The organism is Streptomyces sp. NPDC057623 (assembly GCF_042800355.1).
Lineage (GTDB): Bacteria > Actinomycetota > Actinomycetes > Streptomycetales > Streptomycetaceae > Streptomyces.
Map to the genome: position 1 here is coordinate 165,982 of NZ_JBHVGZ010000008.1, position 19,230 is coordinate 185,211.

A 19,230-nucleotide genomic window follows, 5' to 3' on the forward strand; every position below is an offset into this window, starting at 1 on the left:
CCGAGCTACTAGGCGAAGACGACCGTCCTGCGCCCGTTCAGCAGAATCCTCCGCTCGGCATGCCACTTGACCGCCCGAGCCAGCGCCTGGCACTCCACGTCGCGTCCGATGGCCACGAGCTGGTCCGGCGTGACGTCATGCCCCACGCGCTCGACCTCCTGCTCGATGATCGGCCCCTCGTCGAGGTCGGCGGTCACATAGTGCGCCGTCGCCCCGATCAGCTTCACACCGCGCGTGTGCGCCTGGTGGTACGGCTTCGCGCCCTTGAAGCTCGGCAGGAAGGAGTGGTGGATGTTGATGATCCGCCCGCTGAGCGCCTTGCACAGATCGTCGGAGAGCACCTGCATGTACCGGGCGAGCACGACCAGCTCCACGCCCTGTTCCCGCACGATCTCCAGCAGCCGCGCCTCGGCCTCGGCCTTGTTGTCCTTGGTCACCGGGATGTGGTGGAAGGGGATGTCGTACGACCCCACGAGTTCGGCGAAGTCGGTGTGGTTGGACACCACGGCGGCGATCTCCACCGGCAGCGCCCCGATCCGCGCCCGGAACAGCAGGTCGTTCAGGCAGTGCCCGAACTTGCTGACCATGAGGACGATCCGCATCTTCTCCTCGGCCCGGTGGATCTGCCAGTCCATCTGGAAGGCGTCACCGATCGCCGCGAAGCTCGCCCGCAGCTTGTCCACCGTCACCGGCGCCTCCGCCGAGAAGTGGACGCGCATGAAGAACAGTCCCGTGTCGTGGTCGCCGAACTGCTGGCTGTCCTCGATGTTGCAGCCGGTCATGAAGAGGTAGCTCGACACGGCGTGCACGATGCCCTGCTTGTCGGGGCAGGCGAGGGTGAGGACGTACTGGTCGGCGAGGACCGCGGCTCGGCCGGACTGCTGGTTCATGCAGCACAGGGTCCCATATTCGGCACCCGCGGTGGACAGGTGTCCCGTCACGCGGACCCTGTGCGGACCGCCCGCGCTGACCGCCTACGCGGAGCGCGTCATGATCGCCAGCACCTCCAGCGTCCGCGGCGGAGCGTCCGGGTCCTCGCCGTCGGCCACGGCCATCCGGACATGCGCGTCCCGCGCCGCCCGCACCGCCTCCGGCCACCCCTGGTTCTCCAGGTAGGCGCCGACCTGCGCGTCCGGGCCGACCTGGTGCATGATCCGCAGCACGCGCAGTACGGCGGTGTCGACGAGCGCCGCCTCCTGCGAGTCACGGAAGATCGTGCCGACGTACTTCTCGGCGGACCAGCTGTCCAGCCAGGTGTCCTCGACCAGGCGGTACACGGCGTCGGTGACGTCGCCGTATCCGTCGACGCCGGCCAGCCAGACCTCGCGCTGGAAGACCGGGTCGGAGAGCATGTGCAGCGCGGAGCGCACATTGCTGCGCCAGCGCCACCACGGCATGTCGTTGAGTGGCATGCCGCCCATGGTGGAGGAGCGACGGCCGCGACGGGAAGAGCTATCCGAACCTTGCACGGTCATCGATCGTACGTTCCCCCTCACAGGCGCCTCACCGGCCCCCGTAATTCACCTTCCCGTCACTGAAGGATAACCAAGGGTCACGCTCGGGTTAGCGGTGTGGCGGAATCGTGCGTATCCATGACCGGCAGGCGACGCACGCGCAGCACCGTCCTCCCCACGATCACCGACCGGCCCGTCCGGGCCTCCGCACGCGCTGCGGGGGCGCTGGTGGCGTGTGCCTCGCTGGCCGTCGGATGCGGTGTCATCCCCGGTACCACGGGGGGTTCCGGGGATGACACGATCACCGTGATGACCTGGGCGCCGGAGAACACCAAGGCGACCAACAAGCCCGGCATGCCCGCCCTCGCGCAGGCGTACGCGCGCTGGATCAACGCCCACGGCGGCCTCGGCGGCCGCAAGCTCAAGGTCCTCACCTGCAACGACCACAACGACAGCGTGGCCGCGGCCCGGTGCGCCGACCGTGCGATCGAGGAGAACGTCGTCGCGGTCGTCGGCTCCTACAGCCAGTACGGAGACACCTTCCTGCCCTCACTGGAGGGCGCCGGCATCCCGTACATAGGCGGCTACGGCGTCACCAACGCCGAGTTCACCAGCCCGCTCTCCTACCCCGTCAACGGCGGCCAGCCCACCCTCCTGGCCGGCCTCGGCAGGGAACTGGCCGGCTCCTGCGGCCCCGTCGCGCTGGTGCGTCCCGACAGCATCGCGGGCGACGAGCTGCCGCCGCTGCTCAACTCCGGCCTCCGGGTGGGCGGGCACCGGGCCGCCGCCGACCAGCTCGCCGAGGAGGACTCCACCGAGTACGGCGGCCAGTCGGAGCGTGCGCTGCGGTACTCCGCCACCGACCTGGCGGACCCGGGATGCGTGGTGCCCGCCCTCGGCGACCGCACCACCACCTTCATGGACTCCTTCCGGCGCTCCCGCGAGGACTACTCCGACGTGCGCACCGCCACCGTGCTCGGCAGCGTCGACCAGACCGTGATCAACGCGAACGGCGGGGCGTCCAGCCCCTACGAGGGGTCGTACATCACCGGCTGGTACCCCGTCGCGAGCGATCCGCGCTGGGACCCGATGAAGAAGGTGATCAGCGAGCAGGCCTTCGGCGACAACCGCATCGATCCCGCGGACGCCGGAGTGCAGACGACGTGGATCGCGTACACGGCGTTCAAGAAGGTCGTCGAGTCGCTCGGCGACGACGCGGTGACCGCCGACTCCGTGCGCGCGGCTCTGAACAAGGGCCTGAAGGTCTCCACGGGCGGGCTCACGCCGACCCTCCAGTGGAAGTTCCAGGACGTCCTGGCCGCCATCGGCTACCCCCGCCTGGTCAACCGGAAGGTGACCCTCCAGGTCGTACGCGAGGGCAGGCTGGTGGCGGCCCGCAAGAGCTTCATCGACGTGACGCGGACGCTGCAGAGTGCCGAGCTGAACTGAGCAGAACAGGACAGACCGCCCGGCGCCCCTCCTAGAGCTGCGTCGGCTGGCGCTCCGTCAGCCCGTACTTCCTGGCGATCGTGTTCCACAGCTGCGCGGCCGTCTTCTTCTCCGCGCTGGCCGTGCCACTGGCCCGGTTGCCTGCCTGGGTCTGGCCGGTGGAACGGGCCTGGCCCTTCTTGCAGAGCTGCCCCTTCTTGGCCGCCACCTGGTCCGCCCACGCCGCGTAGTGGTTGTCGGCGGAGGCCGACGCCTGCCACGCCTTGGTCAGCGCGGTGGTCAGCTCGGTGTGGCTGGGGAGCTGGTCGACGGAGAGCTTGGACAGGTCGGTGACCAGCTGGTCGCGCTGCTTGGCCGCGCCCCGCAGGTTGGTCGCGGCCTGCGCGAGGTTGCCGCAGGACTTCACGTCGGCCACGGCCTTGATCACGGCGTTACGGCTGTCGCCGCTGTCCGCGAGCAGCTTGTCCAGGGCGACGGCCTGCTGCTCGGCCGGGTCCTCGGACGGCGACGGAGAGCCCTCGGTCGCCGGAGCCGTGGCGGAGACGGGCCTGTTGTCGTCGCTCTTCTGGTCGTCCCCGCCTCCACCGGCGAGCATCGCGCCCGCCCCGATGCCGAGCACGGCGATGCCGACGCCCACGGCAGCGATGAGCGGCACCCGAGAGCCCGTACGACGGCCGCCGCGGCCTCCCCCGCCGATGTCGTCGACGTCCGGGCCATGGCCGTGGCCGTGGCCTCCGTGCTGGCCGTGCGGTCCGGGCGGGAAGTACCCCGTCTCGCGCGGGCCCTGGGGCTGCGGTTGGGGCTGCTGGAAGCGCGGCAGCTGCTGGGTGGCCGCGGCCGGGGGCTCGCCGCCCGGCTCGCTGCGGAAGAGGTTGTCGAAGTCGGAGAGCGGCTGCCGCCCCGACCCCGGCTGGGGCGCCCCGCCCGGCTGGCCGGTCACGGGCGGAATGTACTGAGTGGCGGCCGCGTCGGTCCCGGAAGCGGCCGGCATCGCTCCGGCGCCTGACTGCCGGGCCCGGCCCAGGATCTGCGTGCTCTCACCGGGCACCTCGGGCGGAAGCGCCCCCGGCCCCACGGGCGGGATGTACTGCGTCGCTCCCTCGTCGGCGGCGGGCGCGGGCGGCGCGCCGACGGGCGGTATGTAACGGGTGGCCTGGTCGTCCGCGCCCGCGGGGGCATTGGCGACCGGCGGCATGTACTGGGTGGCGCCTTCGTCGGCCGGGGGCAGCGGGGCCCCGAAGCCGCCGGCACCGGCATGCGGCAGAGGCGCGCCGGGCGCCGCGGGCGGCAGCGGCGCACCCGCACCACCCTGCTGGGCCGGCGGCAGCGCACCACCGAAGCCGGGAGCGCCGTACTGCTGACCGCCGGCCGGGGGCAGCGAAGCCGACGGCGAACCACCCTGACCGTACGGCGGCTGAGGCTGCGGCTGGTACTGCTGCTGAGGCTGCGGCTGGTGCTGCGGCTGGTGAACCTGCGGCTGGTGCTGCTGGAGCTGGTGCTGCTGCGGCATGAGCGACCCGGCGGCCGGGGCGCCCTGCCCGTACTGCGGCGGGCCCTGCGGTGCGCCCTGCGCTCCCCCGCCGTACGACCCGCCCTCTGCCGGCAACGGCTGGGACGGCACGCCCCCGGCGACGTCCTGCGCCGCGCCCCACGGGGCCGGTGACGGCGCCGCCCCGGCGTGGCCGCCCTGGTACGGCTGCTGCTGTTCCTGTCCGCCCCAGGGATGGCCGGGCGGCGTTCCCCAGGACTGGCCGGGCGCGGCCGGCGGTTGCGGCGACGCCTCGGGCGGGGTCTGCTCGGGTCCCCAAGGGCTGCCCCAGGACTGGCCGCCGGGCGGCGCCGAGGGCTGGGGCGTGGGCGGCGGTGCGGCCGGAACCGGCGCCGGCCGGCCGCCCTGGCCACCGATCATGCCCGGCAACAGCGGCTCACCGCCGTCGGAGGGCAGCACGATGCCTTCGCGCGCGGGTCGCGCCGAGGGCTCCTCGCCCCGTCCACTCTGCGTCACCGGGACTCCTACTAATGGGGGACCTTGTGAATCGTCGGGTCACGCTACCGGGTCCGCCGATCCGCGTGCTACGCAGCTCAGAACGTGACCTGCATCGCTGTGACCGCCGTAACAATCCCGGCCCCCATCAGCTACATACGCCCCTCTTTCCGTACCGGCGCCTTCGTTTCCCTGTCGTTCACGCCCTGGTGCCCCTTGGTCTCACGCCGCCGCCGGGAGATCCAGTCGTGCCCCGAACTCCCTTACCACCGGCTCGTCCCGGTACGGCTCCAGCCGCTGCTGGAAATCGTCCAGGTACTCGGCGCCCCGGTTGGAACGCAGGGTCTCCAGGAGTTCCACGGCCCGCAGCCCGGTGTGGCAAGCCTGTTCGATCTCGCGCTGCTGCACCTGCGCTGTGGCGAGCAGCACATAGCCGATCGCCCGGCGTCGCGCCTTCGTCTCCGGGAGCCCGGCCAGCGACTCCTGCGCGCACCGCGCCGCCGCCTCGGCCTGGCCGAGATCACGGTGGCAGTGCGCCAACTCGTCGGCGAGATAGGAGGCGTCGAAGTGCGCGATCCACGTCGGGTCGTCCCCGGACTCCGGATCCGCCGTCTCCAGCGCGGTCACGGCCCGTCCCGAGGCCAGCTGGGCGGCCCGCGCGTCCCCCATCAACGCATGCCCTCGCGCCTCGGCCGCATGGAACATCGCCTCCGCACGTGGTGTCACGCGCCCCCGCGCCCCCTCCTGCGCCGCCCGCGCCAACTGCGCGATCTCACGCGGGTTTCCGAGCTGCGCGGCGAGATGGCTCATGGAGGCGGCCAGCACATACCCGCCGTAGCCCCGGTCTCCCGCGGCCTGCGCCAGCCTGAGCGCCTGGATGTAGTACCGCTGGGCGAGCCCCGGTTGGCCGGTGTCGACGGCCATGTACCCGGCGAGCTCGGTCAACCGCGCGACGGCGGCGAACAGTTCCCGCCCCACCGCCTCCCGGTACGACCCGGCCAGCAGCCCGGACACGACGCTGTTCAGATAGTGCACGACGACCGGGCGCACATGCCCGCTGCCGTACTGGTGATCAAGGTCGACGAGCGCCTGCGTCATCGCGCGCACGGCCGCCACGTCGGACTGGCCCACGCGCGGCCCGGCCGAGCGCGACACCTGTGAGTCCGGCGACGAGATCAGCCAGTCGCGGCTGGGCTCGACCAGCGCGGACGCGGCGACGGACGAGCCGGACAGGAAGTCCCGCCGCCCGACGTCGCTCCGCCACAGCTCGCAGACCTGCTCGATGGCCCCCAGTACAGTCGGCGAGAACTGGAGGCCGACGCCGGACGCGAGGTTCTTGCCGTTGGCCATGCCGATCTCGTCGATCGTGACCGTACGGCCCAGTTTGCGGCCGAGCGCCTCCGCGATGATCGCCGGCGCCCGCCCCCTCGGCTGCTGTCCTCGTAGCCAACGGGCCACGGATGTCTTGTCGTAGCGCAGATCGAGGCCGTGCTCGGCGCCGCACATGTTGACCCGGCGAGCCAGCCCGGCGTTCGAGCAGCCCGCTTCCTGGATGAGCGCCTGCAGCCGTTCGTTCGGCTGTCGCGCGACGAGAGGCCTTGCGGCCATGGCGTACCCCCTGTGGCTGCGGTGCCTGCCCACGCACCGAGTTGACGTCTCTTTCGCCGCCGGAGTCCGGCGCGGGGGCACTGGCTGTGCACCGCGGGATTCCGGCCGTGAAGATCAATGCCCCGTCGACATACCGAAAATGCGAGGCTTGCGAGGATTGCCGGGGTAAAGGCGGAAGCCGACCCCACAATGGGCTACCCAGCTCCGGCCACGGATCCTCCTGCGCGCCCCCACACATGCACCCATGCGCCCCAGATGAGGAATCAATGCTCCTCCCCCGCGCAAAAAGGGAAGGTGCAGGTCCGAAGGGCCTTCTTTGGAAGGGTGGTGGTGGGAGACGGGCGGGCGCCCGTAACCCGAGGTGGGTGCGGGAGTTGTGTTCAGCGTGGAAGAGACGATCCCGGCCACCGAAGCCGCACAGATTCCGAAGCAGCGCGGCGAAACGCTGCTGGAGACCGCCGTTCGCTATGCCGAGGAGCGTCACTGGGACGTGTTCCCCGGGACCTGGCTGGAGGCCGTCGACGGCGCACAGCTCTGCTCCTGCGGCGACACCGCGTGCCCCGCGCCCGGCGCGCACCCCGCACGCCCGGACTGGGCTACGCAGGCGACCGGGAGCGCGACGGTCGCACGCCGGATGTGGCAGAAGCAGCCGAACGCGTCGATCCTGCTGCCGACGGGGCGCACCTTCGACGCGATCTCCGTCCCGGAGACCGCGGGGTTCCTCGCGCTGGCCCGCATGGAGCGGATGGAGCTGACGCTCGGGCCGGTGACGTTGACGCCGGATCGTCGCATGCACTTCTTCGTGTTGCCCGGTGCGTCGGTGAAGATTCCCGACCTGGTGCGCAAGCTGGGCTGGTCGGTCGGCTCGCTGGATCTGGTCGCGCTCGGTGAGGGGGCGTGGGTCGCCGGGCCGCCGACTCGGTTCGGGTCGCGGGGTGCTGTGCAGTGGGCCTGTCGGCCCACGCCGGCGAATCGGTGGCTGCCGGACGCCGAGGAGCTGATCTCGCCGCTCGCGTATGCCTGCGGCCGGGATCGTTGACAGCGCCTCCCCATTTGCCTGGTTGCTGATCAACGGCGGCTGCCCATTGTGTGTGGTTGCTCGCGCAGTTCCCCGCGCCCCTCTTAGGTTGGCTTCCATGACGTCGGCCGTAAGTGTGCGTGGGCTCTGGAAGCGGTTTGGGCAGCAGGTTGCTGTCGCGGGGATCGATCTGGAGTTGCCTGCGGGGAAGTTCATCGGGCTCGTCGGCCCCAATGGAGCCGGTAAGACCACGACCCTCTCGATGGTGACCGGGCTGCTGCGGCCCGATCAGGGGTCCGTCTCGGTCGTCGGGCACGACGTCTGGCGGGACCCCGTCGAAGTCAAGGCGCGGATCGGGGTGCTGCCCGAAGGGCTTCGGCTCTTCGAGCGGCTCTCCGGGCGGGAACTGCTCGCGTACTCGGGGCGGTTGCGCGGGCTTCCCGGCGCCGAGGTCGACAAGCGGGCCACTCAGCTGCTGGACGTGCTCGATCTCGCGGGGGCCCAGCACAAGCTGGTCGTCGACTACTCGACCGGCATGCGCAAGAAGATCGGGCTCGCGGCCGCGCTTCTGCACAATCCCGAAGTGCTGTTCCTGGACGAGCCGTTCGAGGGCGTCGACCCCGTCTCCGCCCAGACCATCCGGGGCGTCCTGGAGCGCTACACCGCCTCCGGCGCGACCGTCGTCTTCTCCTCCCACGTCATGGAGCTCGTCGAGTCGCTGTGCGACTGGGTCGCCGTCATGGCCGCCGGGCGCATCCGGGCCCACGGCACCCTCGCCGAGGTGCGCGGTGACGCGGCCTCGCTCCAGCAGGCGTTCCTCGAACTCGTCGGCGCGAACGGCCGCGACGCCGGGACCGACCTCGACTGGCTGGGCGGCGGGGCCCGATGAGCGCCGATGTGACGGGAGTCGTCGTACGCCTGAAGCTGTCGCTGCTCCGCAACGGGCTGCGGCAGTCCGGTGGGCGGCGGGCCGCCTACATCGCCTCGGCGGTCGTGGCGCTCCTCTTCGCCGCGCTCCAGCTCCTCGGGCTGATCATGCTGCGCGGCAACGGACACGCCGACTCGGTGGTCGTTCCCCTGGTCGCGGTCCTCGCGCTCGGCTGGGCCGTGATGCCGCTGTTCTTCCCCGGCGGTGACGAGACCCTCGACCCGACCCGGCTCGTGATGCTGCCGCTGCGCCCCCGGCCCCTGGTGCGGGCCCTGCTCGCGGCCTCACTGGTCGGCATCGGCCCTCTGTTCACCCTGTGCCTGCTCGCCGGTTCGGTGATCGCGGTCGCGCACGGCGGGCCGGCCTACGTCGTCGGTGTCATCGCCGTCGTCCTGGCGCTGTTGGTGTGCGTGGCGCTCGCGAGAGCCGTCGCCGCCGCCAACATCCGGCTGCTGACCAGCCGTAAGGGACGCGATCTCGCGGTGCTGAGCGGGCTGGTCATCGCGATCGGGGCGCAGCTGGTGAACTTCGGTGCGCAGCGCCTGGGTTCGTCGGGGCTGGCCCAGCTCGATCCGGCGGCGGAGGTGCTGCGGTGGGTGCCGCCGGCGTCCGCGATCGGGGCGGTGCACTCGGTGAGCGAGGGCTCGTACGGGTTCGCTGCCATCCAACTCGCCCTGACCGTCGGCGCGTTGGCGGTCGTGATCGCCGTATGGTCACGCCATCTCACCCGGCTGATGACCTCGCCCGACGGCTCCACGCTCCAGGCGGCCACCGAGGCAGCCGTCCGCGAACGCGACTCGACGGGCCTGGCCCGCCTCCTGCCGGCCGGCCGCACCGGCACCGTCATGGAACGCAGCCTGCGCTACGTCTGGCGCGACCCGAAGACCAAGGCTGCCTGGGTGACCTCGCTCGCCATCGGCCTGATCGTGCCGCTGTTCAACGCCCTCCAGGGCACCGGCTCGATCTACTTCGCCTGCTTCGCGGCCGGGATGCTCGGCATCCAGATGTACAACCAGTTCGGGCAGGACACGTCCGCGTTCTGGATGGTCGCGCTGACCATCTCGTCCCCCCGGGACGCCTACGTCGAGCTGCGTGGCCGGGCCCTGGCACTCCTGCTGATCACTCTCCCCTACGCCACCCTCGTCACCGCGCTGACGACGGCACTCCTCGGTGCCTGGCCCAGGCTCCCCGAAGCGCTCGGCCTGTCCTTCGCCCTCCTCGGGGCGATGCTGGCGACGGGCGCCTGGACGTCGGCCCGCTTCCCGTACTCCATCCCGCAGGAGGGCTACAAGAACGTCGCCCCCGGTCAGACGGGCCTGGCCTGGATCTCGATCTTCGGCGGCATGATCGCGGCGGCCCTGCTCTGCGCCCCCGTCATCGCCCTGACGATCTGGCTGAACGTGAGCGAGGACGGGGATGCCTGGACCTGGCTGCTGCTGCCGGCGGGCACGGCGTACGGCGCGGCGACCACCTGGCTGGGCCTACGTCTGGCGGCCCCGCGCACGGCGGCCCGCCTGCCGGAGATCCTGCTGGCGGTGAGCAAGGGCTGACGGGTCTGTCCGACGCGGGGGCCCTACGGCCCGTAGTCGCCGTCGGACAGCAAGCCCCGCCCTCAAAGGCGCCCGGCGTCTCCAGCGGAGCGCACCGCGTCCAGGAACGGCTCGATCGCCGCGCGCCAGCCCTCCGGCTGGTCGTAGTGCACCAGATGACCGGCGTCGGCCACCTCCGCGTACTCGCCGCGCGGCAGCACCCGCACCATCTCCTGGGCCTCGGCCCGCCCCAACTCCCCGTCAAGTCCGCGCACGACCAGCGCAGGACACCGAACCTGCGCCAACTCCTCCCAGTGCGCGTCGAACACCCACGTCTCCCGCGAGTTGAGCATCTGGTCCGGCTCGAAAACCGGCCGCCACCCGTCCTCGCACTCGTGCATCACCTCGGCGTAGAACTCACCCCGCGCGGCGCTCGGCCGCTCCACCCAGGGGTCGTCCTCGCCGAACCACTTGCGCACGTCGGCAAGCGTGGCGAAGGGAACGGGCCAGGACCTGAACCAGTCCGCCCACTCCCGCTGCGAGGCCGAGCCGAGCGCGGAGGCCCGCATGTCGCAGATGATCACGCCGTGCACCAGGTCGGGCCGCTTGGCGGCGAGCTGCCACGCGGTCAGCGCACCCATGGCGTGGCCGATGAGGACCGCCGGGGCGAGAGCGAGCTGTTCGAGGGCCGCCTCGGCGTCGTCGACGTACGCGTCGCGTGTGAAGGCCGCTTGCGTGGGCTTGCCGCTGCGGCCGTGGCCACGCTGGTCCAGCGCGACCGCGCGGTGTCGCTCGGAGAGCCAGCGGGCGGTGGAGGCCCAGTGCGAGGCGCGGCCCATGAGGCCGTGCAGTAACAGCACGCCGGGCGTGCCGTCGGGCTCCTTGGCGGGGTCGGTCTTGGGAGGGTCGCCGAACTCCCAGGCCGCCAGACGTACCCCGCCCTTCCCGGTCACGTCGATGCGCCGCGCCATTGGTCCTGGCACCCCCCTAGCTCCGCTCGGACCGCTCGAGCCGGCCGGTCCTGTGAACCGTGTCCTGCCTGCCGTGCCTGCCGTATCTGCCGTTTCTGCCGTCGCTCGTGCCGACACCGCACGTCACCTGCGGTGCAGGCGTCGGCGGTGCCGTCGCACACGATGTGCATGTCCTGTGTGTCTGACGTGATCTTATGCGCACACCCATGAAGCGCACGTTCCGCCCGACCCGTCACCCGCAGACTATCGAACTCCTATTCGAAAATGCGGTCTCCGTGACCAACACCCCTCATTCGAGTGACCCCTGCCAAGGATTGATCGGCGCCGCCGGGGGGAGATCTTCAGCGGGAGGCGGACCGCTCGGGGAAACCGGTCCGAGGGGAATGACCCTGAGAGCTCGGGGCTCCGGGTCAGCACAGGGGAGGACAGGCCCCGGCGCCACACAGCGCCGGGGCCCTCTCCACTTCCACGGCACATCCGCCCGCCCCTTCCCCGGCCGGACGCATCGCTGTCGATCACGGCCAAGAGCTCTTCAGGTCATATGCCTCACGCGACAGACTGGCACGCGAATCGGCGGAGCGCTGCGATTCGGCGCACTGGATCTTGGAACCGGACGGCATCCGCGGAAGGCCACAACTCCCGCTCGCTCTACGGGAGTTACCGGGAAGGAAAGCCGAAGGGGCCGATGGCTCAGCGCTTCGCCACGAACACGTGCGAGGCGACGTCCGTCTCCAGCTCGGCCGCCTCACCACCGCTGCCCACGAGCACACCACCCGCGGACTCGGTCACACTCACCACCGAGCCGGGCTGCACACCGGCCCGACGCAGCGTGTACATCAGCTGCGCGTCGGTCTGGATCGGCTCACCGATACGCCGGACCACGACCGTCTTGCCCTCGGCGCCCGGGTCGAGGTCGGCCAGCGAGACCATGCCCTCGTCCAGGAACGGATCGGCGCCGTCCTTCTCGCCGAGCTCCTCCAGCCCCGGGATCGGGTTGCCGTACGGCGACTCGGTCGGATGCCGCAGCAGCTCCAGCACCCGCCGCTCCACGGCCTCGCTCATGACGTGCTCCCAGCGACACGCCTCGGCGTGCACCTGCTCCCACTCCAGCCCGATCACGTCGACGAGCAGACACTCGGCGAGACGGTGCTTGCGCATGACGCGGGTGGCCAGGCGCCGCCCCTCGTCGGTGAGCTCCAGATGCCGGTCGGACGCCACGGACACCAGCCCGTCACGCTCCATCCGCGCCACCGTCTGGCTGACGGTCGGCCCACTCTGGTCCAGCCGCTCGGCGATACGGGCGCGCATGGGGACCACGCCTTCCTCCTCCAGCTCGAGGATGGTGCGGAGATACATCTCCGTGGTGTCGATCAGTCCGGACATACGTGCCCCTCGATTAGCTCTGCGATTAGCTCAGCCGGAAGCGAGACAGCTCCACGGCGCGTGCGCTGGCCCTGTACTCAATTCTGCCGGATACCACGGACAACCGTGCCGCGCCGTTGAAACCAGGGGATTACACGACCCGCCCGGACCCGTACCGCCGCGGGCACCCCGCCGTATTGACACCGCACTGGTCCAGACCGCACGGTGATCCGCGACACACCCCCACCCGATCGTCCCCGCCGAACCCCGCCACCCCCGGAGGGCCCCGCATGAGCGACAGCAAGCCGGCCGAGCAGTTCTTCGACGCCGCGATCGGACTGCTCCAGCGGGTCCGTGACGAGGAGACCGAGAACATCGAGGCGGCCGGCACCCTGCTCGCCGACACCGTCGCCGCCGGGGGCCGGCTCTTCGCCTTCGGCGCCGGCCACTCCTCCCTCGCCGCCCAGGACGTCGTCTACCGCGCCGGCGGCCTCGCCCTGATGAACCTGTTGGCGGTCCCCGGCGTCGTGGGCGTCGACGTCATGCCCGCCACCCTCGGCTCCGCCCTCGAACGCGTCGACGGTCTCGCGAGCGCGGTGCTCGACAGCTCCCCGCTCCGCGCCGACGACACCCTGGTGATCATCTCCCTGTCCGGCCGCAACGCCCTGCCCGTGGAGATGGCCATGAGCGCCCGCGGCCTCGGCGCCCGGGTCATCGGCGTGACCTCAGTGGCATACGCCTCGGAGACGACGTCCCGCCATGTCTCCGGCACCTACCTCAAGGACCACTGCGACATCGTCCTCGACTCGAAGATCGCGATCGGCGACGCGGAACTCACCCTCGACACGATCCCGGCCCCCTTCGCCCCCGCCTCCACGGTCGTCACGTCGGCCCTCCTCCAGGCCGTAATGGCCACCGCGGCCGCCTCCCTGGCCGCCCGCGGCATCGAGCCCCCGCTGCTGCGTTCCGGCAACGTCGACGGCGGCCACGACTGGAACAGCAGGGTGTTCGAGCAGTACGGCGACAGGATCTTCTACCGCCGGTGAGGCAGCGGGCGCCGCCCGGGCCGCAGCCGCGCTACTCCGAGCCCAGCGCCCCCGCCAGATCCAGCGCGGAAGCGATCCGCACCGCCACATCCTCCGCGTGCACCGCGTCGCTCCGCTCGAACGCGCTGCGCCCCGCGCCCCGCAGAAACGTCACGACCCCCAGCGTCCGCCCCCGGCTCCGCAGGACCGCGCACAGCGCGTGCACCGCGTCCGGGGGCCACTGCCGGCCCACCGCCCACGCGCGCGCCTGCTCCGCCGGCATGCTGCCCGCGTCGGCCCGCACCGACCCGGCCCGCGCCACGCACTGCAACGCCGGATGCCCCTCGGCGTACCGCACCGGCAGCCCGGCCTCCCCGCCCAGCAGACTCGGCCCCGGCGCGCCGGAGGGCGTCACGGCGACCCGAACGAGCCGTACCGGCCCGGCGGCGTCCGCGTCCTCGTCCGTGTGCGGATCCGCCAGCGACCCGCCCGCGACCCGGTCGATCAGCGCGTGATCGGCGAACCCGGCCAGCGCGAAGTCCAGATGCACGGTCGCCGCGTCCGCCGGGTCCTCGCACTCCGAGGCGGCCCGCGCCGCCCGATGCAACTGGTTGGTCCGGAACCGCAGCAGCGCCGCCTCCTGCTCGGCCTGCTTGGCCTCGGTCATGTCCTGGAAGAGCCAGCCCACCCCCAACGGCACCGGCTCCTCCGCGAGCGGCGAGGCCAGCCGTACGAAACCGCACCGCCAGCACCGCCGCCGCTCGCCCTCAGGCGTCCGGACGCTCACCCAGATCTCGGCGGGCGCGGGCGGCGCGCCCTCCGCCAGCACATGGGTGAGCGCGCTCTCCAGCTCCTCGACCCCTTGGGCGAGCAGATCCCCGAGCGGCCGTCCGAGCACGGACGTACGCCCGATCCCCAGCGCGCGGGCCGCGTGAGCGTTGACCACAGCCGGCCGCAGATCGGCGTCGACGAGCACCACACCCCACGACGCGTCCTCGAACAACGCCTCGCTCAGCGCGATCGACCGCTCCAGATCGATCTGCGCGTGCACCTCGCTGAAGGCGCAGTACACCCCGGCGGGCTTCCCGTCCGGACCGCGTACGGCCGCCGACTGGGTGCGTACGAGCACCCGCCCGCCGTCCTTGGTCAGCAGCGCGAACTCGTGCACCTGCCGCCCGGGAGCGTCCATGGCGGACATGAGCCGCGTCTCGACCTCCTCGGCGTCGGCCTCGCGCACCGCCCACCCGGCGAACCCGGGCCGCCCGACGGCCTCGGTCGCGCTCCACCCGAGGATCCGCTCCGCCTCACGGTTCCAGTGGGTGACGACCCCGTCCGCGTCGAAGGCGCACAGGGCAGCGTCCATCCCGTCCAGCAGTGCGGCCAGCAGATCAGAGCCGCCTGCGGAACCCTCCGAACCACCCGCCGAACCGTCCGGACCGTCCCGCTCGGGTTCGTCCGGCCCCAGCTCGTCCGTGGTCCCACTACGCCGGGAAGCACTCACCTGGACCCCCTGCCAAGCCTGCCAAGCTGCGTCCGCACGTACGACGCGTCGGTGCGCTCACTCGCAATCATCTAACTGGAACGTGACGCAGCACACACCGAGTTCCCACAAGATTGAAGGAATCGTTGTACGGCGAAAATCCCGGGAAACCGGCCGCAACCGCCACGCCCCATCGTCACGTCCCACTGACCTCGAAGCCTGCCAACTGCAACGTCAGCCACACCTCGTTCTCGTCCTCCGGCGCCACATACCGGTCGACCTCCACGAATCCGCGCCTCTCGGCGAACCGGAGCCCTGCCCCGTTGGCGGTCAGGACCACGGTCCGGACCGCCCGCGCACCGAGCACGCGCGCGTGCGTGAGCCCGTCCTCGTACAGCGCCGACCCGAACCCCCGCCGCCGGTACTCGGGCAGCACGCGCGCGATGACGGTCGCCACGCTCTCCTCGCCCTGCGGCGGCCGGACGGTCGAGCAGCCCACGAGCGCGTCCCCGGCATAGGCGTTCCGCAGTTGATGCCGCCCACTGCGCTCGCGTACCTCGTCGAGGCTCAGCTCGTCCGGCGGCACGATCACGTTGTGGACGTGCCGCCACTGCCGAAGCATGGCGTCACCGTCCACCGGCGCAATCCGAAGATCAGACATGAGACCCGCTTCCCCTCCTCGCGTACACCTCAATCTCGATCTTCATACGCGGATCCGCAAGCCCGCACATCATCATCGTCGCCGCCGGCCGCACCTCACCGAAGTACCGCCGCAGCACGGGCCAGCACGGCTCGAAGTCCTCCCGCTCGGGCAGCAGGTACCGCACCCGGACCACGTCCGCGAACGAGGACCCGGCCTCCGCCAGCGCCGCCCCCACGTTCCGCAGACACTGCTCGGCCTGCTCCACCACGTCCTCGGAGATCGTCATCGTCGCGTAGTCGAACCCGGTCGTCCCCGACACGTGCACCCAGTCCCCGTCAACCACGGCGCGCGCGTACCCGATCTGCTCCTCGAAGGTCGAGCCGCTGAGAATCGCCGACCGCCCCGCCTGCTGATCCGTCATGCACCGAACGCTAGGTGACCTGCGCGGACACGGCCAAGCAAAAAACACTTGATCGAGGGCCGACCCGCTTCTTAGTGTGTGGGCACACGAGAAGGGAGGTGGTTCGGCAGATGTATGAATACCGGACGCGTGAGGTGGCTGCGGGCTAGCGGCCCGACACCCCACCCAGTGCGGTGCCGGACCAGCGCGTGAGAGACGCGTGCAGCCGGCCCAATCCCAGCAGTCACCCGACCCGCGAGCTCGCCGGTACGTCCGGCCGGCTCCTCCGCCCCGGCGGAGGGACCCGAGCTCGCGGGTCGTCTGCGTTCAGCCGTCGTCGCCGTCGTCGTCGCCCCCGTCGTCGTCCTGCTGCACCGCGCGTTGCTGTTCCCGCCTCTCCTGTTCCCGCCTCTCCTGTTCCCGCTTCTCCTGCTCCCGCTCCTCGTCGTGCCGCCCGTCCTGACCGGCACTCGTCTCCACCGCGGCCGGGCTCGGGGAGGTGATCGGAGAAGTGATCGGGGAGGGGGACGAGTCCAGGGGAGACGCGGGGGCGGAAGCGGGGCCCGGGGCGGACGCCGACGGGCTCGGCGGGGCCTCGGATTTCGTACCCTCCGCGCCGGTCTTGTCGGGAGAGAACCACAGCATGCCGATGAGCATCGCGGCCATGAAGAGCGCCGCCGCGGCCGCCGTGACCGCCACGCGGGTCCGGGGCTGCGAGCCGGGCCTGGACCTCGATCCGGATCTGCTTCCGGGTCTGGCCCTGGATCCGGTTCCGGGTCCGGTTCTGGGGCTGGTTCTGGGTTCGGTTCTGGGTCCTGCGGCGGACGCTGTCCCCTGGGCCGAGGGCAGCATGTACGTGGTCGGGTTGCTGGTCTCCCCCACCTGCTGCGATCCGGGGGCGGACGCCGCCGCGGCCGTCGGCCGGCGGGACGGCTGCGTCGCGTCGGGCAGTGGCTCGGGGCGTCCCTGCCAGGCACCGTCGGCGAACCAGTCGGCGGCCTGCTGGGCGGCGGGCCGGTGCTCGGGCTCCTTGGCGAGCAGGCCGAGGAGGTAGCTCTCGAAGGCGGGCGGGAGACCCGGGACACCCAGTTCGCGGGGCGGCACGGGGACGGCGTCCAGGTGCTGGTGCAGGATCGCCACGGCGGTGTCGGCCTGGAAGGGCGGGCGGCCGGTGAGGAGCTGGTAGAGCACACAGCCCAGCGCGTAGACGTCGGAGGCCGGGCCCGCCGGCTGCCCCAGGGCGCGCTCGGGGGCCAGGTACAGACTCGTGCCGACGATCTGCCCGGTGGCGGTCAGCGCGGCGCCGGGGTCGTCGAGGAAGCGGGCGATCCCGAAGTCACCGATCTTGAGGGTGCCGTCGGCGTCCAGGAGCAGGTTGCCGGGCTTGATGTCCCGGTGGACGATGCCCTGCCGGTGCGCGGCGGCCAGTCCCGCGGCGGCCTCGGCGGCGATACGGGCGACGCGTTCGGCGGGCAGCGCACCGGACAGCGCCAGCGTCCGGGCGAGGCTGTCGCCCTCGACGATCTCCATCACCAGGAAGAGCCGGTTGTCGTACTCGCCGAAGTCCCGCACGCCCACCACGTTGGGGTGGTCGATCCGCGCCGCCGTCTGCGCCTCCAGCCGGAACCGGGACGTGGCGGTGGGGTCGGAGTCCTGGGGCAGCAGCAGCTTGACGGCCACATGCCGGGCGAGCGTCTCGTCGTAGGCCCGCCAGACCTCCCCCATCCCTCCGCGCCCGATCGGCTCGCTCAGCCGGTAGCGGCCCGCTATCAGCACCTGATCCCCATCCCCCTCATACCGTGACGTCTCGATCGCCGCGGGCAGCAACTCACCACGTGGGGACGGGTGATGGTGGGATGCCGCAGCCGCCCCAGCATACTGGCGGAGTGGATCAGTCACGTTCCGTACGGCGGCGGCGCCGGACAGCGTTCCGGCCGCCGAGCGGCATCGCGCGGAGCTGATCGGCTCCGTGCGACGCCGGCCCGCCGGAGGGGGTTCGGGGATCAGTGCGCGATGTCGGCGTAGCCCTCGACCTCGCGCGGGTCGCGCGGGCCCGGGCCGATGTAGCGCGCGGAGGGGCGCACGAGGCGGCCGGTGCGCTTCTGCTCCAGGATGTGCGCCGACCAGCCCGCCGTCCGGGCGCAGGTGAACATGGACGTGAACATGTGCGCCGGGACCTCCGCGAAGTCCAGCATGATGGCGGCCCAGAACTCCACGTTGGTGGCCAGGACGCGGTCCGGGCGCCGGTTGTGCAGCTCCTCCAGGGCCGCCTTCTCCAGGGCCTCGGCGACCTCGAAGCGCGGGGCGCCCAGCTCGCGGGCGGTGCGGCGCAGGACCCGGGCGCGCGGGTCCTCGGCGCGGTAGACACGGTGGCCGAAGCCCATGAGGCGTTCGCCCTTGTCGAGGGTCTGCTTCACATACGCCCCGGCGTCACCGGTGCGCTCGATCTCCTCGATCATGTGCAGCACACGGGAGGGGGCACCGCCGTGCAGCGGGCCGGACATGGCTCCTACGGCACCGGAGAGCGCCGCGGCCACGTCGGCGCCGGTGGAGGCGATGACGCGGGCCGTGAAGGTGGACGCGTTCATGCCGTGCTCGGCGGCGGAGGTCCAGTACGCGTCGACGGCGGCCACGTGCTTGGGGTCGGGCTCGCCACGCCAGCGGATCATGAAGCGCTCGACGACGGACTGGGCCTTGTCGATCTCGCGCTGCGGGACCATGGGCAGGCCCTGACCGCGCGCGGACTGGGCGACGTAGGACAGGGCCATGACGGCGGCCCGGGCCAGGTCCGCGCGGGCCTGCTCCTCGCTGATGTCCAGGAGGGGTTTCAGCCCCCACACCGGGGCCAGCATGGCGAGCGCGGACTGGACGTCGACGCGGATGTCGCCGGAGTGCACGGGAATCGGGAAGGGCTCGGCGGGCGGCAGGCCGGGCCGGAAGGCGCCGTCCACGAGCAGTCCCCAGACGTTGCCGAACGAGACATGACCGACCAGATCCTCGATGTCGACGCCCCGGTACCGGAGTGCGCCGCCCTCCTTGTCCGGTTCGGCGATCTCCGTCTCGAACGCGACGACTCCCTCGAGTCCGGGTACGAAGTCGGACATCAGGCGGCTCCTCGTGAGGTGTGCGACGGATGGGGTTGTGGGTGGAACGACCACACGTCGGTCGACAGAGATGGGCGTACGCCGGTGGTTCCACGGTCACGGACTCGCAGTCCGGGCCTTGCCGGTCTCCGAGCCTCGACGGACTCGCGGTCCGGGGCGTACCCGTGTGATGCCCCGTTCGGTTGGCGGTCATCCAATCGAAACAGCAACAGCACGATAACCCCGAGTGCCACTCGCCGGTGGGTTTTGCGGCACTCAGTGCCATCCAATGCCGA

General features: G+C 71.6%; 16 protein-coding genes. 5 read left to right on the forward strand and 11 right to left on the reverse strand.

Annotation, left to right across the window (positions count from 1 at the left end):
* Window positions 1-8: 8 nt before the first annotated feature.
* Both purU and ACFU95_RS11870 read right to left on the reverse strand, forming a co-directional pair.
* Window positions 9-890, reverse strand: coding sequence for a formyltetrahydrofolate deformylase (gene purU / locus ACFU95_RS11865; protein WP_383825416.1), 882 nt, complete (start codon window positions 888-890; stop codon window positions 9-11).
* Window positions 891-974: 84 nt separating this feature from the next.
* Entirely contained in the window at window positions 975-1,475 is a 501-nt protein-coding gene (locus tag ACFU95_RS11870; RefSeq protein WP_383825419.1) for a hypothetical protein, read from the reverse strand.
* A gap of 117 nt (window positions 1,476-1,592) precedes the next feature.
* Between ACFU95_RS11870 and ACFU95_RS11875 the strand changes: the two genes are divergently transcribed.
* Window positions 1,593-2,903 carry an ABC transporter substrate-binding protein gene (locus ACFU95_RS11875; RefSeq protein WP_383825422.1) on the forward strand — a complete coding sequence of 437 codons (1,311 nt, stop codon included), beginning with the start codon at window positions 1,593-1,595 and terminating at the stop codon, window positions 2,901-2,903.
* Window positions 2,904-2,934: 31 nt separating this feature from the next.
* Here ACFU95_RS11875 and ACFU95_RS11880 read toward each other — a convergent pair whose 3' ends face one another.
* On the reverse strand, window positions 2,935-4,908 hold the full coding sequence (locus tag ACFU95_RS11880; protein WP_383825425.1) for a hypothetical protein: 1,974 nt from the start codon (window positions 4,906-4,908) through the stop codon (window positions 2,935-2,937).
* 201 nt (window positions 4,909-5,109) lie between these two features.
* Complete coding sequence (locus ACFU95_RS11885) at window positions 5,110-6,495, reverse strand: transcriptional regulator (protein ID WP_383825428.1); 1,386 nt, start codon at window positions 6,493-6,495, stop codon at window positions 5,110-5,112.
* A gap of 376 nt (window positions 6,496-6,871) precedes the next feature.
* Between ACFU95_RS11885 and ACFU95_RS11890 the strand changes: the two genes are divergently transcribed.
* From ACFU95_RS11890 to ACFU95_RS11900, 3 genes are all read left to right on the forward strand, one after another.
* Window positions 6,872-7,534, forward strand: coding sequence for a bifunctional DNA primase/polymerase (locus tag ACFU95_RS11890; protein WP_383825430.1), 663 nt, complete (start codon window positions 6,872-6,874; stop codon window positions 7,532-7,534).
* A 97-nt stretch (window positions 7,535-7,631) separates the two neighbouring features.
* On the forward strand, window positions 7,632-8,402 hold the full coding sequence (locus tag ACFU95_RS11895; protein ID WP_383825433.1) for an ABC transporter ATP-binding protein: 771 nt from the start codon (window positions 7,632-7,634) through the stop codon (window positions 8,400-8,402).
* Entirely contained in the window at window positions 8,399-9,991 is a 1,593-nt protein-coding gene (locus ACFU95_RS11900) for a transporter (RefSeq protein ID WP_383825434.1), read from the forward strand. Before ACFU95_RS11895 ends, ACFU95_RS11900 begins: the two co-directional genes overlap by 4 nt.
* Before the next feature lie 62 nt (window positions 9,992-10,053).
* On the opposite strand, the gene ACFU95_RS11905 is transcribed toward ACFU95_RS11900, so the two are convergent.
* Window positions 10,054-10,941: an alpha/beta fold hydrolase gene (locus ACFU95_RS11905; RefSeq protein WP_383825437.1), complete on the reverse strand. Its 888-nt coding sequence runs from the start codon at window positions 10,939-10,941 to the stop codon at window positions 10,054-10,056.
* A gap of 690 nt (window positions 10,942-11,631) precedes the next feature.
* On the reverse strand, window positions 11,632-12,324 hold the full coding sequence (locus tag ACFU95_RS11910) for a metal-dependent transcriptional regulator (RefSeq protein ID WP_383825439.1): 693 nt from the start codon (window positions 12,322-12,324) through the stop codon (window positions 11,632-11,634).
* Window positions 12,325-12,593: 269 nt separating this feature from the next.
* Here ACFU95_RS11910 and ACFU95_RS11915 point away from each other — a divergent pair, with 269 nt between their 5' ends.
* A complete protein-coding gene (locus tag ACFU95_RS11915) occupies window positions 12,594-13,349 on the forward strand; it encodes an SIS domain-containing protein (protein WP_383825442.1) in 756 nt (251 codons plus the stop codon).
* Between the two features lie 31 nt (window positions 13,350-13,380).
* On the opposite strand, the gene ACFU95_RS11920 is transcribed toward ACFU95_RS11915, so the two are convergent.
* The 5 genes from ACFU95_RS11920 to ACFU95_RS11940 all read right to left on the reverse strand — a co-directional run bounded on the left by ACFU95_RS11920 (window position 13,381) and on the right by ACFU95_RS11940 (window position 18,955).
* A complete protein-coding gene (locus ACFU95_RS11920; RefSeq protein ID WP_383825445.1) occupies window positions 13,381-14,829 on the reverse strand; it encodes a PAS domain-containing protein in 1,449 nt (482 codons plus the stop codon).
* A gap of 175 nt (window positions 14,830-15,004) precedes the next feature.
* The gene (locus tag ACFU95_RS11925) at window positions 15,005-15,469 is read right to left on the reverse strand and encodes a GNAT family N-acetyltransferase (RefSeq protein WP_383825447.1); all 465 of its coding nucleotides are present in this window, start codon (window positions 15,467-15,469) and stop codon (window positions 15,005-15,007) included.
* Window positions 15,462-15,872, reverse strand: a complete 411-nt coding sequence (locus tag ACFU95_RS11930) for a RidA family protein (protein WP_383825450.1) — start codon at window positions 15,870-15,872, stop codon at window positions 15,462-15,464. The genes ACFU95_RS11925 and ACFU95_RS11930 overlap by 8 nt, the downstream gene beginning before the upstream one ends.
* Before the next feature lie 306 nt (window positions 15,873-16,178).
* Window positions 16,179-17,627 (reverse strand): serine/threonine-protein kinase, encoded by a 1,449-nt coding sequence (locus ACFU95_RS11935; RefSeq protein WP_383825453.1) that lies wholly within the window; start codon window positions 17,625-17,627, stop codon window positions 16,179-16,181.
* Between the two features lie 227 nt (window positions 17,628-17,854).
* Window positions 17,855-18,955 (reverse strand): citrate synthase 2, encoded by a 1,101-nt coding sequence (locus ACFU95_RS11940; RefSeq protein ID WP_383825456.1) that lies wholly within the window; start codon window positions 18,953-18,955, stop codon window positions 17,855-17,857.
* Between the last annotated feature and the right edge of the window lie 275 nt (window positions 18,956-19,230).

Excerpts from the sequence above, each read along its gene's own strand:
- ACFU95_RS11915 (WP_383825442.1), top strand. The coding sequence starts at position 12,594 with ATGAGCGACAGCAAGCCGGCCGAGCAGTTCTTCGACGCCGCGATCGGA.
- purU (WP_383825416.1), bottom strand. The coding sequence starts at position 890 with ATGAACCAGCAGTCCGGCCGAGCCGCGGTCCTCGCCGACCAGTACGTC.
- ACFU95_RS11875 (WP_383825422.1), top strand. The coding sequence starts at position 1,593 with ATGACCGGCAGGCGACGCACGCGCAGCACCGTCCTCCCCACGATCACC.
- ACFU95_RS11930 (WP_383825450.1), bottom strand. The coding sequence starts at position 15,872 with ATGACGGATCAGCAGGCGGGGCGGTCGGCGATTCTCAGCGGCTCGACC.
- ACFU95_RS11885 (WP_383825428.1), bottom strand. The coding sequence starts at position 6,495 with ATGGCCGCAAGGCCTCTCGTCGCGCGACAGCCGAACGAACGGCTGCAG.
- ACFU95_RS11895 (WP_383825433.1), top strand. The coding sequence starts at position 7,632 with ATGACGTCGGCCGTAAGTGTGCGTGGGCTCTGGAAGCGGTTTGGGCAG.
- ACFU95_RS11940 (WP_383825456.1), bottom strand. The coding sequence starts at position 18,955 with ATGTCCGACTTCGTACCCGGACTCGAGGGAGTCGTCGCGTTCGAGACG.
- ACFU95_RS11870 (WP_383825419.1), bottom strand. The coding sequence starts at position 1,475 with ATGACCGTGCAAGGTTCGGATAGCTCTTCCCGTCGCGGCCGTCGCTCC.
- ACFU95_RS11900 (WP_383825434.1), top strand. The coding sequence starts at position 8,399 with ATGAGCGCCGATGTGACGGGAGTCGTCGTACGCCTGAAGCTGTCGCTG.
- ACFU95_RS11905 (WP_383825437.1), bottom strand. The coding sequence starts at position 10,941 with ATGGCGCGGCGCATCGACGTGACCGGGAAGGGCGGGGTACGTCTGGCG.
- ACFU95_RS11925 (WP_383825447.1), bottom strand. The coding sequence starts at position 15,469 with ATGTCTGATCTTCGGATTGCGCCGGTGGACGGTGACGCCATGCTTCGG.
- ACFU95_RS11910 (WP_383825439.1), bottom strand. The coding sequence starts at position 12,324 with ATGTCCGGACTGATCGACACCACGGAGATGTATCTCCGCACCATCCTC.